We start from the raw sequence: 12,330 nt of genomic DNA, 5'->3' as shown, positions 1-12,330 counted from the left end.
TCATCCGTCAGGTCCGAGGGATACGCCTTCCGAGTCAAGGTTTGGTTCGACATGCTCGCGCACTCCTTTGCAAGTGATGGGAATGCACGAAACGTCCGCCAAATCCCGACTTACGGCAAGATCAGTTTTCGGATAGCCTCTTAGCCTGGTTAGAGTCGCGTCGCCGGAAAAGCGAGGCATCAAATGGTGAAGGCCGTCTTGGCTGACGTCAATATTGAGGGGCACGTCGATCTTGTGCTGGCTATTGCCCGAGGAACAGTATGGGGCGAATTCTGGCAGGCGCTCGGACTATGTCTTGGTGACTAACAATCGCAATGAAGATGACGCGGAATCATTGCAAGCCACGATCTCAGCTCGCAACACACTCGACAGTTTGCCAGTCCTGACCATTGCCGATACAGAACGACTGCGTAGTAGCCGCGACTACGCCGAGCGCGTCGCAGAAAGTTTGCTGGACGTATTACTCAGGATCGACGAGCTTCGCGGGACGGGCAGGCTTTATCTGGCATAAAAGGGGGCGGGAGCCGACAACTCAGTAAACCGCACGTTGTTTGCTCCTTGTCTCAGCCGGGTCAGCGGCGGCGCTGTTGGGCGCGGCGCAGGGCCTTGTGCCGCCGTTTCCGCTCGTCGATCCGCTGGGCCACCTGATCGGCGGTCAACACGGTGGGGCCGTCTCGGCCGGTGATCTCGGCCCGGAACATCTGGTAATGCCGCCGCAACCGGGCCACATACTGGGCGTCGGACAACACCAGGTCGTCGACCATTTCAAGGACCGAGTGCGCAAAAGGGGCGCGCGGGTGAAGCGGGTCGAGAAACGGCCCGACGGGAACCGAGTCGGGGTAGAGCCCGAAGCTGATCATGCCCACCGACCGCCCGGTCGATTCGCGCACGACGTTCAGCATGACCCGCCGGCAGTTGCACTTGCGCTCGTTGCAGTAATACTCCAACAGAGCGTAGCCGTCGGCGGGAATGTCGTCGATCTGCTCGCGCTCGCCGAGCAGCCGGAGCACGCGGCACTCATCCTTGGCCAAATGAGGGAACAACTGAGCGAAAGGTTGCATCGGCATACTTGGACCTCCGTGTCGTTGCGGGAATTGACAAGCCTCCTTCTTGCCCTTTCAGTTTAGCGTCGCGCCTTCTGGAATCCAATGGCATTGGGCCGTCGGTCGGGAGAGAGGAATCCCGACCAGGCCAGCCCCTTGGTGTTGCCCGAAATCGGTTTCGCGCCGTCCTCCGCGCTGGCCGCGACCGCCGCCCGGCCCAGCAGCAGCGTTTTGAGCGCGGCGGGCTGTTTGCACTCAAAGACAACGGCCACGTCGGTGCCGGTGAAGAAATAGGGATCCGACCCTGTGAGTGCCACACTTCCAATCACCGTCGGGCCGAGCAGCCTGGCCAGCGTCGACAGCGGCAGGCACAACTGCCGCTCATAGCGCTGCTTCATCAGCTCGTCTTCGCTTCGCGACAGCATCAATCGGCTCAGCGGCGTTCCTTGGCTAGAAGCTTCATCGGCCAGCGCGACGGCCGCGGCGAACGAGTGGAAGAACACCACGTGCTGATCGGCGGGGACCGCGCGCGATAACGGATCGAGCGCTGGCTGGGCGTCGGCCAGCAGCGGCTTCCAGTCGATCTCGGCGATGGTAATGCCCTTGATCGAAGCGACATCGAGATTCCATCGCCACGGATCTCCTAGTAGCATATCGTAAACCGGGCGCACGTCACGGGGGCATAGACCAAGCCATAGAGCGTGCCAAGTGAATCGATCGTTGACGCCATCACCGGCTCCTGGGGCTCTGCCGGCCCCGTTGGAATCGCGGGTGCGTTTTACACTGCGCGGCATGCTGATCGGTACGGCGGTGGTGTCGGTGTGTCTGGCCGCCGCGGCGCCTTGGTTGCGGCAGTTGAACGTGGAGCAGCGCAAGGCATTGCTGCAGTTTTGCGGCAACCTTGGGATCGGCGCGGGGGTGACCGTCGTTTTCGGTTGCGTGCAGCGCCTTCGTGCGGAACGGCGCGCCGGGGCCGCGCGTTACCGCCTCGCGTCGTCGGTGACTACGCACGGCGCTGTTTTCACCGCAGGAGCGGCGCTGTTCTGGTCGGCCGCGATGGTCGCTTATGCGTTTGGCACGGTAGCGCTGAGAACCGTCAGGCGTGCTGGGGCACGCCCTCATGCAACCAAGCCACGGCCTCGTCGTACTGGGCCGCGTCGAAGTAGCGAATCTTGGCGGTGGTGAAGGGTTTGCAAAAAGTGGCCATGCCCGCCTCCCACTTCTTCTCGCCCACGAACGCCAGCCGCTCGATGTCGGCGAAGTGCTTGACGTCGAATTTGATGTCTTGCCACAGCGCGCCCATCTCCCAGCCGTGAAAGTCATGCATCTGCACGAGCATCCGCAATTTGCCGTGCTGCTTGATGCGCCGTTCCGTTTCCGGCACGAAGTGCTCGTAATCCTGCTTCGTCAGTTTTCCACTGAGCTTGATCGCGAAAACCTTTCCCTCGCCCTCTTCTTGAATCTCGACAGGCATCGTACACCTCCTGAATTTGAAACACGGACGTTTATAGCTTAATCGATCTTGCAATCTTCACGCCAGTCGCTCGGTCTGACGCACGCAATCGGCGGACCAGCGGGGAAAAGGGCGGTATCGCATCGAGTATCCGCCGGGTCATGGTCGATCGCGCGCTCCGCATCGCGCACTGTGCGCCGCATCGCACAGAGGCAAACATGCCTTGTCGGGAGTCGGCCGCGAATGGGAGCACGAAAGCTGGCGCCGTTGCAATCGAAGTCGCGTGGCACGCGGATCGCATTCCAGGAATTTGGCGGGGCCGCAAAGGCGGCCTTGGTGCAATGGAAAGTGAGACAGCCATGAAAGCGAAAGAGATGAATCCAGTGGAAGCGCGGCAGGCGGGCCGCTCCTTGGGAAGAATGGCGCCGCAAATCGTGGCGCGGCGGGCATATCACATCTGGCAAAGCCACGGTCGTCCGAGCGGCACGGCAACAACAGACTGGTTGCAGGCCGAGGCCGAATTGCAGGCGGCCGGGCTGCTGCGCAGGGGACGGTGTGAGAAGCGCTGCGGGCCGCGCGGAACTTAGCCCAGGAGGACCTACCGGGAGGCTCATCCCGGCGCGCCGCGATGAGCCACGCCTAACTTCCTTCACGCGGCCGGGAGGGAGGCACGGGCGGTGGCTGGGACAAAGCTTGGCCAAGTGGAGGCTGGTACCTCGTTCGTCTCCGCGGCCAAGCGATGCCCCGGTTGGACGCACCGGGGCATCTCCTGTGTAAAGATAGCACGCCCGCAAAGTCCGACCGATCAACGCGATCCTGGTCGCATTGCGGCATCCAGCCGTGCGGTGCCGCACACCGCGCGCCGAATAGCACCCGATCGTCATTGCACTGGCATGAGGTGGGACCGTCGCTTCCCTGCCACGGACACCTTTCGCGTTTGTTAGCTGCGACGTTAGTCCCAACGGTGTTTGGGTTTAAGCGGGCAGCCGAAACCGCCGCCGGGCTGCGATGCATGCATGGCACAGCGATTGCCTTCCGCCTGTTGAACGAGCTCTTTCCCAACGGCCACTTCGCACGCCGCGGCTGATTGTGATCGCTCACTCTGTTTTTCCCAATTCGTAACACGACCCCAAATTTGAAAGTGACTGTGATCATGAAGCAAGTATTGTTGACCGCCGCGGCGCTGGGACTGTTGATGGCCACGGACGTATCTTTCGCGCAAGAAGAGTTGAACGAGCGCGCCGATCGCAAAATCACCGGCCAGTATTACCGGCCGCACACCGCGTCGATGTATCGGCGCAGCGCCGCGTATAACGCCCAGACCCTCAACTACTACGGCCGTCGCTACAGCCAGGTGCCCAAAGAGACGGCCCAGGAACACACGAGCGAAATCCGCCGCAACGTCACGGCGGCGCAGAAGGAGACGGCCAAGCTCAAGCACGAGGCAAAGAACAGCAAACAGATCGACCAGCACCTGAAGGTCATCGAAGGACACCAGGCGAAGGCGATCGCCCTGATCGAAAAAATGGAAAAGGTGGAGACGGACGGCAAGAAGCTCGCCGAATACTCGTCGCAAGTCAGCCAGGAGCTGCACGCCGCCGAAGCCGAGAACGACAAGCTGAAGAAGCTGCTCGGCGTGGGCGAGCTGGAGCCGCCGGCGAGCAAGCCCGCCAAGTAGGGCGAACCCACCGAACGCCATGAGCACCACAGACAGCCGCGGTTCTTCGTCCTCGCCGGGCAGGCGGTCCCGTGTCGCACGCGCGTCACGGTTGTTCGACCGCAAATGGATTTGGCTCTGGCCGGCGTTGGCCATTGTCGTGCATTGCCTGATCGGCTGGGAGTTGCATTCCCGCATGGAAGCCGCCGTCAAGACGACGATGGCCGGCCAGTTGCACGCCATTCTCGACGCCGACGTGGCGGCCCTGCGACTCTGGCTGCACGCGCAGCGGACCAGTGCGCAGGCCGCCGCCGACGGCCGGAAAGTGGTCCAACTGGCGGAGACGCTGATCGAGCGTTCGGGCGAACCTGCAACGTCCGCCTTGGCGCTGGCAGCCGCGCCGGAGGCCGCCGAGCTGCGCGCCGCCCTTGTGCCCGTCATGCGGCTGCACGACTACTTCGACTTCCTCGTCGCCGACCGCAAGCGGACCGTGGTCGCCGCGAGTCAGGACGACCTGATCGGCAAAGACGTGCTGGTGGACCAGGCGGAAGCCATCGACCGCGTGCTGGCGGGCGAGTCGATCGTGGCGCCGCCCTTTCAGTCCGACGTATTGTTGGCCGATGAAAAAGGGCGGCTGCGGGCACACCTGCCCACGGTGGTCTGGAACGCTGCCTCCGGCGGCTGAGGCGGTGAGGAAGCCGCCCGACCGCCGGTGGCGATGGCCCTGTACTAGCTACTTGAACGGTTTCTCGATCCGATCACGGAATGTTTGACGCCGCAAGTGGCCGAACGAATCATCAAATGCCGGCCTGATCGGCGGCTGCAGGCTCGGGTCGATGAATTGGCAGATAAGGCGAACGAGGGGTTGCTCTCGCAGCGCGAACACGACGAGTATCGCGACATCGTCGAGGCAATCGACGTCGTGGGCATCATCAAAGCGAAGGCGCGTGCTGTTCTGGCGCGACGCCAATGACGATTGACGCGGCCACGCGCCGAACCGTTCGCCGCCGGGCTCGAAACCGTTGCGAATATCGCCGGATGCCCCAAAGCGGGGTCGACATCCGCTTTCACGTCGAGCACATCATTGCGCGGCAGCATCGGGGCGACGACTCACTGAACAACCTGGCACTAGCCTGCGACCGTTGCAATTTCTTGAAAGGGCCAAACATTGCCAGTACTGACGAAGACGGAACCGTGACGAGGCTCTTTCATCCACGGCAGGACGCGTGGGACGACCATTTTTGCTTGGTGGACGCGGAAATTGTCGGTATCACGCCCATTGGTCGCGCGACGGCCCGGTTGTTTGAAATGAACGCGCCGCGACGGTGGCAGTTGCGTGCTTCGCTGCTCGAAGCGGGCACATGGTGAGTCGTTCGTAATCGCCGGCTGCGAGGGATTGGGGTTGCCGGGCAAGCCGGCGGCATCCTACAAGAGCGTCGCGATTTCGCGGGCGCACACCTCCGCGCCGTCGATCACCAAGCCCGGTTCGACCGTCGGCTGGTCGGCCAGCCAGCGAAGCTGATCCGACCAGTGGCCGGCCAGAAGATCGTCGCGCGAAATCGGCGCCAGGCGAAGGTGTTTTGGAGCATCGCGGGCAAATACCTCGTCCTCGCGAAACTGCCGCCGCGGCGGACAGAGCAGCCGCTTGCGCGCCGCGATACACTCCGAAACCATGCCGTAGCCGAACTTCGAGACGGCCACGTCGCAGACGCTGAGCACGTCGGTAAACAGCAGGTCGGGCGTGAGCGTTACCGCTAACTCGTTCGCGCGAGGCGCGGCGCTCGCGTCGTCGAAATGGAGAAAGAGCCAATCGGGATTCGCTTCGGCGGCCGCGGCCCGTGCGGCGGGCGGAATGCGTCCGCGCATGGCCAGCACCGCCCGGCGGCGGCCATCGGCGCGAGCGAGGCCCAACCGTTCGCAAACCTCCTCCGGTTCACGCCGCGCCCGCCGGGCCACCAACGGAACGTCGACGATCCGGCGAAACAGATCGTGCTCATCCGCATGGCTGAAGGGCATCCTGAGCCAAGTGTGCAGCTTCGTGTAGCCTTCGCGAATCCAGGCCAACAAATGTTGATGCTGGGCGCGTTCGACGAGCGGCTCGTAAATCCAGTCCCAGGTAAAATTGCCGATGCCGATCGACGGCAGCCCACACGCGGCGGCCACTTCGCCGGCCAGCGGCGGAAAATCGGCCACAATCAACCCGATATTGTGCTCGGCAATCCAGTGGACTTCTTCGGCGATGTGTTGTTGCCGCCAGCGGAAATAACGTTCGACGGCGTTCAGCGTGGCGGGCACATCGACGCCCAGCGAGTCGCCCTCTTCGACCACGCCCGGATCGAGCGAATGGTGAGATGCGTGATACCGCACGCGCTCGATTCCGGCGAACAGGTGCGGCGGCACGTTGCTCCGCACATGGACCGTGCAGTCGGGCCGCAGGGCCACGAGCGACCGCAAGATTTCGGAAGTTCGCGTGGCGTGGCCGTAACCGTGGCCGCTGACGTAGAACAGAACCTGCATCGCTTCCTTGCGCTCTCAGGGTTTTCCCGCTGCGGGCCGCGGCAGTCTGGCGCCCACTTCCTTTTGCCAGGCGGCAAGCTGCGCGGCCAACATCCGCGTTCGTTCGGGTTGTTGCTGTGCCAGGTCGTGTTGCTCGCCAAGGTCGTCCGCCAGATTGTAAAGCTCGCGATGGCCGTCTTCGTAGAATTCGAGCAGCTTCCAATCTCCCGCGCGCACTGAGCTGACCGGCGTCGTGGTGTGATAGTAGTGCGGATAATGGAAATAGAGTGCTTCGCGCGGCAAGTGCTGGCTCGGATCCTTGAGAATCGGCACTAGGCTCAGGCCGTCGGCCGGCACGTCGGGCGCCGGTTTTATGCCCGCCGCTTCGAGGATCGTGAAAAACAGATCCTCGCTGACCACAGGCTGGGCAGATTCGCCGCGGGCAGACGTCACGCCCGGCCAACGCACCATGAGCGGCACTCGGACGCCGCCTTCATAAAGAGCGCCTTTGCCCGAACGGACCGGGTAGTTGTTCGTCACCGGTCCGGCACCCGCTCGCTCGCGGCCGATGAAGCCGCCATTGTCGCTGGTAAAGATGAACAGCGTCCGTTCGGTCAGTCCGCGTTCGTCGAGCCGCTGGAGCACCCGCCCGACGCTTTCGTCGAGGCTGCGGACCATGGCGGCGTAGGCGGCGTTCTGATGCTTGAAGCTGGGCGTGAGCTTTTCCTCGAAATAGGCGACATCGGCCGCTTTGGCCTCGATGGGCGTGTGTACCGCGTGGTGCGCCAGATAGAGGAAAAACGGCCGGTCGCCGGCGCGGTCGATGACTTGCAGCGCTTCGTCGGTGAGCCGGTCGGTGAGATATTCGCCCGGCTGGCCGAACTCCAGGTGCGGCACGTAGCGGTACTCGCGGCCAAAGCGACCGCCGCCGCGATAGGGATAAAAATGGGTGTGCGGCGCTCCCCACAGCGTGCCGCCGATGTTCACGTCGAAGCCGTGCGTTTCGGGGTAGTGCAAGGCGTCGCCGAGATGCCATTTGCCGACGATGGCCGTCAGGTAACCAGCTTTGGAAAGATAGCTGGCGACGGTGGTTTCGGACCGCGAGAGATTGTGTTCGGCCGGCGGAGGCACGAGGCGCTTCGGCGGCGGCGGATCCTTGGCGGCTTCGGCCCAAATCGTCATGCCCAGCCGCGCGGGATGCTTGCCGGTCATGAGTGCCGCCCGTGTGGGCGTGCAGACCGACGACCCGGCGTAGGCCTGGGTGAATCGCAACGACTGTCGCGCCAGGCGATCGAGGTGCGGCGTTTCGTGCAGGTCGGCGCCGTAGCAGCCGACGTCCGCCCAGCCGAGGTCGTCGGCCAGGAACAGCACGATATTGAGGCGTTCGGCGGGTGCGGCGAAGACGAAGCTGCTGGAAAGCAACAGCGTCACAAAGGCGGCAAGACGACAAATCATAAGTGGCTCAACAGGGTATCGGAGGTACCAGACTTAGTCCGAAAACAGCGGTGGCTGGGGCAGAAGCTGGCCGCGTTCGATACGCCACCTGGAAGACGCGCTGCCGGCCAGCGATGCCCCGGTTACAGCGCTGCCGGGGCATCGCTGCTCTTCGAGCGTGAGCGCCAAATCGGGCCCAGGGCGCGGCTCTGCCTCAGCCACCGCATTCGCCATTCTCGTTTCCGCGGAGCGGAATGGCAACTCGTGGAACGACCGGCAGCGTCTTGAAGTTGGTTCGGTCCGGCCGATGCCGCCCGCTTGCCGGGCGGAGCTTCACGTTGGCAGTCTACAAACGGCGACCCAAGAATCCTTTCCTTCGCGTGTACCCGGCCCGCCGCTCCCCGACCGCGGGGGGCGGTCCGGGAGCGGCGGGCCGAGTGACACGTGGTTTGAGCGGCCGCGTAGGTAGAACGCCAGCGTCAGCAACCGCCGGGCAAACCGGCGGCATGGCCTCCGCCAAATCGAACGTTCGGAAGCATCTCTCATCCCTCATCTCTCATCCCTCCCTGCGATCGACAAGCTTCAACAGCAACGGCAGAATCACCAAGTTGCCGACCAGCCCGCCCAACATCGTCAAACCGACCAGCACACCGAAATAAATCGTCGGCACAAAGCGGCTCAGCGCCAGCGCACTAAAGCCGACAATCAAAGCCAGCGTCGAAAAGACCATCGCCCGGCCGACGCTTTGATGCACGGCGTGCAAAGCCTCGCCGGTGGTCAGGCCGGCGGCGCGGTGCCGTCGGTAGGCGGTGATGTAGTGAATCGAAGAATCGACCGCCAGGCCCATCGAAACGCTGGCGATCATCGCCGCGCCCATGTTGATCCGTAGCCGCAGCCAACCCATCAGCCCCGTCACGATCAAGATCGGCAAGGCGTTCGGCACCAACGTGATCAGCGCCACCGGCAGGCTGCGAAACGCCACCAGCATCATCAGGAAGATCGCCGCCGAAGCCACGCCGAACGTGAGCCATTGGTCGCGCGTGGTGCTTTCGATCAGCCGCGTGAGCAATACGAACGACCCGGTCACCTCGGCCTCGGGAAACACCTCGCGGCTGATGCGAGCGACCTGCTCCACCAGCGCCTGCTTTTGCCGCGACGGCTGGCGCTCTTTTGCCCGCAGCATGATCCGCAGGTAAAGGCGGTTGCCGTCTTGGGGATCGTGTCCGTAAAGCGCCTGAACGATCGGCAATCGGTCGGCCGCCGCGGCGAGCATCGTTTCGAGCTTCGCTTGGGCGAAAATGCGTCGCAGCGGCAACAGATCGAGCGCGTCGATGGCGCTGAGCACTTTGGTCAGGCCCGGCTCCGGCACGCCCGCCGCATTCACGAACCGCACTTCACTGCGCAGCCGTTGTTCGAGCGTGCTGACGTTGTCCATGAACTGGTCGATGTTCTCCGCCGGGGCCGGCACGATGACGTCCCATACACCGGCCCCGCCCAAACGCGACTCGACAAACTCGTAAGATCGAACAATCGGACTCGATTGCCGGAAGTTCTTGGTGAAGTCGGTTTCGACTTCCAAGTGTACGATGCCCAAGCAGCAGAACGCGGATACCGACGCGATGGCCGCCGTCAGCACGAGCGGCCGACGCTCGATCGACGCGGCAAGGTGGCGCAGGCCGAACTCGAGGCCGTGCTCGCCCCAGGCCCGCCGCGGATCGGAGTCGAAGCGGCCGGCCAGCGACAAGCCGGGCACGACCACGGCGATGCTCACCAGCGCCAACAGGGATCCGACGAGCATCATCAGACCGAAATCGTGTACCGGCCCGACGCGGGACACCATGAGAGCGCCGAAGCCCGCCGCGTCGGTGGCGCAGGCCCAGCAGATGGGCACCCACAGCCGATCGACGGCCAGTTCGAGCGCCTGCCGCGGCGAAAGGCCCTCGGCCCGAAACTCGCGAAAGCTGACCACCAGGTGCAGCACCGTGGCCACGCCGATCACCGTGATGATGGCCCACAGCATCGAGCTGACCAGGCTCAGGTGGAGATGGCTGGCGACCAGCGTAGCCTGCGTCCATACGAGCGTGCTGCCCACGACGGCCATGGGCACGACCACCCATCGCAGGCTGCGGAAGCAAATCACGATGGTCAACATCAAGAGCACCGTCGAGACGCCACCCAGCAAGCGGCCGTCGTCTTCGAGAAAGCGGAAGCCATCGACCACCATCACCGGCTCGCCGGTCAACACACCGCCGGCCGCGTGCGCCTCGGTCCGCCGCCGCAACTCGTCGACGGTCTGTGCCCGTGGCACTTTGGCCTCGTGCTCCGGCACCAGCACGCAGACGATGCCGGCCGTCTGATGGTCGGAACCGACCGTGTACCCTTCGCTTAATTCCAGCAGCCGCGACCTGAACGGCGCAAGGAGGGGTGACGTAAAGAACTGCTCGACGGTTGAAAGGCTGAACGTTTGCCTGACGCCGGGCACCGCGGCCAGATCGTTGGTGATCTGTTCCAGCCGCGCCAGGCCGCCGGTGGTCAGCAGGTCGGGATCGACGTAGGCGGCCAGGGCCACTTCGTCGCCGCCGAAGGTGCGCTTCAGCTTGCGAAACGGGGTCAACACCGGATCATCCGGAGCAAACATGTTTTCGATCGAGCGGTCGAACGCCAGCCGCTGGGCGGGAAAGTAACCGGCGAACGTGGCCCCGATGGCTGCCAGCAGCAGTGGCACGCGGTAACGGACAAGAATATGCGAAAGGGAATGAACCATCAGGCCAGTTTCGGAGCCGGCAAATCACAGGCGGCGGTCACGTGCGAACACCGCAATTGTATCGGCAAACGGAGCCGCTCATAATGGCCACGATGTCTTGGCTTCGTCGTCACTTTCCTGCTGACCTTTGTTGGTTCTTGACGCTCGTCGTGATCGTCCGCGGCGGCGTGCTTGTCGCGCGATGCAGCCAATTGTCGGCAGACCCGGACGGTTATCGTGTACTGGCCCGCAACGTCGTCGAGCATGGCACGCTGGGGCGAGAGCGGCAACCAACCGCCTACCGGCCGCCGCTCTATCCGCTGCTCTTGACGATCTGCGAAGCCGGGCCCTGGAACTCGCAAGCCGCGATCGCTGCGCTCCACTTCGTGCTGGGCCTGGCGACCGTCTGCCTTACGGTCCACCTGGCACGCCGTTGGCAACTCGCGGAATTTTCGTATTTGGCCGGCGGCCTCGTGGCGTGCGATCCGGTCCTGCTCCATCAATCGACGTTCGTGATGACCGAGACCTTGGCGGCCTTTTTGGCCACTCTGTCGCTGGCAGCCGTCAGTGCGGCCGCTCAGGCAACCGGCCGCCGGCGCGTCGTTCTCACGGCGCTTGCCGGGGCCAGCTTTGGCCTAGCGGCGTTATGTCGCCCGACGTTCGTGGCATCGCTCGCCTTCGTGGCCGTCGCTCTGGCGTGGACGTTGCGAGGTGTGCGAGAGCGCCTTACGTGTCTGGCAACGATGCTGCTGGCGGCGGCGCTCGTGGTGGCGCCGTGGGCAGTGCGGAACGATCTTCGTTTCAACAAGCCGATCGTCACCACGACGCACGGCGGCTACACGCTGCTGTTGGGGAATAACGCCGACTACTACGATTTCCTGCGCACCGCCCCCTGGCGCGCGGTGTGGCACGCCGACCGGCTGAACGAACGGCTGCACGAGTCGCGCCTCGGCGACGAAGTAGCCGAGGACCGCCGCGAGTACGAGTTGGCTTGGCACACCATCCGCGAGCAGCCAGCCATGTTCGTGTATGCCTCGCTGTTGCGCCTCGGCGCGCTGTGGGGAGTGCTGCCCCACGCCACGAGCGACGCGGAAACGGCCATCGCACGCATGACGAGGTATGCAGCCGCCGTTTGGTATCTGGCTGTTTTCTTTTTGGCTGTCGTCGCGACCGCCAGTGGCACAGAGCGGATGACGGCTTCGCCCTGGTTGTTTGCGGCGGCACTCGCGGCCAGTTTCACTCTGGTCCATCTCGCCTATTGGACCGATCTGCGGATGCGCGCGCCGCTGATGCCGGCCATCGCCCTGCTCGCCGCGGCGGGAGCGAAGAGAGCGTTTTTCGGAATGGGGCGGGCTCGGTCAGCCGCTGATTGACGGACCGCAACCAACGGTGGCTGGGGCAGAGCTTGGCCACGTGCAGCCATGATCCGCAAACCGTCGTTGCGGCCAAGCGATGCCCCGGTCTGGCGCGCCGGGGCATCGCCTGGCCATCAAGCTTCATCGCA

Annotated in this window: 13 protein-coding genes; 7 read left to right on the top strand and 6 right to left on the bottom strand. The window is 63.9% G+C overall.

The annotated features are described in order from the left end of the window. Positions 1–298 precede the first annotated feature (298 nt). Positions 299–511, top strand: a complete 213-nt coding sequence (locus tag VNH11_19430; protein HVA48546.1) for a hypothetical protein — start codon at positions 299–301, stop codon at positions 509–511. Positions 512–572: 61 nt separating this feature from the next. On the opposite strand, the gene VNH11_19425 is transcribed toward VNH11_19430, so the two are convergent. The 3 genes from VNH11_19425 to VNH11_19415 form a co-directional block, all read right to left on the bottom strand. Continuing rightward, complete coding sequence (locus tag VNH11_19425; GenBank protein HVA48545.1) at positions 573–1,067, bottom strand: hypothetical protein; 495 nt, start codon at positions 1,065–1,067, stop codon at positions 573–575. A gap of 56 nt (positions 1,068–1,123) precedes the next feature. Then, a complete protein-coding gene (locus VNH11_19420) occupies positions 1,124–1,696 on the bottom strand; it encodes a hypothetical protein (protein ID HVA48544.1) in 573 nt (190 codons plus the stop codon). A gap of 443 nt (positions 1,697–2,139) precedes the next feature. Next, complete coding sequence (locus VNH11_19415; GenBank protein ID HVA48543.1) at positions 2,140–2,517, bottom strand: STAS/SEC14 domain-containing protein; 378 nt, start codon at positions 2,515–2,517, stop codon at positions 2,140–2,142. 338 nt (positions 2,518–2,855) lie between these two features. On the opposite strand from VNH11_19415, the gene VNH11_19410 reads away from it, so the two are divergent. The 5 genes from VNH11_19410 (at position 2,856) to VNH11_19390 (ending at position 5,521) form a co-directional block, all read left to right on the top strand. Beyond that, entirely contained in the window at positions 2,856–3,083 is a 228-nt protein-coding gene (locus VNH11_19410) for a DUF2934 domain-containing protein (protein HVA48542.1), read from the top strand. Positions 3,084–3,649: 566 nt separating this feature from the next. Next, positions 3,650–4,174 (top strand): hypothetical protein, encoded by a 525-nt coding sequence (locus tag VNH11_19405; GenBank protein HVA48541.1) that lies wholly within the window; start codon positions 3,650–3,652, stop codon positions 4,172–4,174. 19 nt (positions 4,175–4,193) lie between these two features. Then, on the top strand, positions 4,194–4,838 hold the full coding sequence (locus VNH11_19400; GenBank protein ID HVA48540.1) for a hypothetical protein: 645 nt from the start codon (positions 4,194–4,196) through the stop codon (positions 4,836–4,838). 96 nt (positions 4,839–4,934) lie between these two features. Further along, complete coding sequence (locus VNH11_19395) at positions 4,935–5,126, top strand: hypothetical protein (protein ID HVA48539.1); 192 nt, start codon at positions 4,935–4,937, stop codon at positions 5,124–5,126. A 65-nt stretch (positions 5,127–5,191) separates the two neighbouring features. Beyond that, on the top strand, positions 5,192–5,521 hold the full coding sequence (locus tag VNH11_19390) for an HNH endonuclease signature motif containing protein (protein HVA48538.1): 330 nt from the start codon (positions 5,192–5,194) through the stop codon (positions 5,519–5,521). Positions 5,522–5,578: 57 nt separating this feature from the next. On the opposite strand, the gene VNH11_19385 is transcribed toward VNH11_19390, so the two are convergent. The 3 genes from VNH11_19385 to VNH11_19375 all read right to left on the bottom strand — a co-directional run bounded on the left by VNH11_19385 (position 5,579) and on the right by VNH11_19375 (position 10,847). Continuing rightward, positions 5,579–6,670 carry a hypothetical protein gene (locus VNH11_19385; protein HVA48537.1) on the bottom strand — a complete coding sequence of 364 codons (1,092 nt, stop codon included), beginning with the start codon at positions 6,668–6,670 and terminating at the stop codon, positions 5,579–5,581. 15 nt (positions 6,671–6,685) lie between these two features. Further along, positions 6,686–8,104, bottom strand: a complete 1,419-nt coding sequence (locus VNH11_19380; protein HVA48536.1) for a sulfatase — start codon at positions 8,102–8,104, stop codon at positions 6,686–6,688. A 535-nt stretch (positions 8,105–8,639) separates the two neighbouring features. Then, positions 8,640–10,847 (bottom strand): MMPL family transporter, encoded by a 2,208-nt coding sequence (locus VNH11_19375; protein HVA48535.1) that lies wholly within the window; start codon positions 10,845–10,847, stop codon positions 8,640–8,642. 92 nt (positions 10,848–10,939) lie between these two features. Here VNH11_19375 and VNH11_19370 point away from each other — a divergent pair, with 92 nt between their 5' ends. Then, positions 10,940–12,199: a glycosyltransferase family 39 protein gene (locus tag VNH11_19370; GenBank protein HVA48534.1), complete on the top strand. Its 1,260-nt coding sequence runs from the start codon at positions 10,940–10,942 to the stop codon at positions 12,197–12,199. The last annotated feature ends 131 nt before the right edge of the window (positions 12,200–12,330 follow it).

Source organism: Pirellulales bacterium (genome assembly GCA_035533075.1).
GTDB lineage: Bacteria > Planctomycetota > Planctomycetia > Pirellulales > JAICIG01 > DASSFG01.
This window is presented reverse-complemented; position numbering and strand designations above follow the sequence as displayed.

What these genes read in the sequence shown, in the direction of transcription:
- VNH11_19390 (HVA48538.1), top strand. Translation starts at nt 5,192, where the DNA reads ATGCCCCAAAGCGGGGTCGACATCCGCTTTCACGTCGAGCACATCATT.
- VNH11_19370 (HVA48534.1), top strand. Translation starts at nt 10,940, where the DNA reads ATGTCTTGGCTTCGTCGTCACTTTCCTGCTGACCTTTGTTGGTTCTTG.
- VNH11_19375 (HVA48535.1), bottom strand. Translation starts at nt 10,847, where the DNA reads ATGGTTCATTCCCTTTCGCATATTCTTGTCCGTTACCGCGTGCCACTG.
- VNH11_19415 (HVA48543.1), bottom strand. Translation starts at nt 2,517, where the DNA reads ATGCCTGTCGAGATTCAAGAAGAGGGCGAGGGAAAGGTTTTCGCGATC.
- VNH11_19400 (HVA48540.1), top strand. Translation starts at nt 4,194, where the DNA reads ATGAGCACCACAGACAGCCGCGGTTCTTCGTCCTCGCCGGGCAGGCGG.
- VNH11_19425 (HVA48545.1), bottom strand. Translation starts at nt 1,067, where the DNA reads ATGCCGATGCAACCTTTCGCTCAGTTGTTCCCTCATTTGGCCAAGGAT.
- VNH11_19420 (HVA48544.1), bottom strand. Translation starts at nt 1,696, where the DNA reads ATGCTACTAGGAGATCCGTGGCGATGGAATCTCGATGTCGCTTCGATC.
- VNH11_19380 (HVA48536.1), bottom strand. Translation starts at nt 8,104, where the DNA reads ATGATTTGTCGTCTTGCCGCCTTTGTGACGCTGTTGCTTTCCAGCAGC.
- VNH11_19385 (HVA48537.1), bottom strand. Translation starts at nt 6,670, where the DNA reads ATGCAGGTTCTGTTCTACGTCAGCGGCCACGGTTACGGCCACGCCACG.
- VNH11_19410 (HVA48542.1), top strand. Translation starts at nt 2,856, where the DNA reads ATGAAAGCGAAAGAGATGAATCCAGTGGAAGCGCGGCAGGCGGGCCGC.
- VNH11_19405 (HVA48541.1), top strand. Translation starts at nt 3,650, where the DNA reads ATGAAGCAAGTATTGTTGACCGCCGCGGCGCTGGGACTGTTGATGGCC.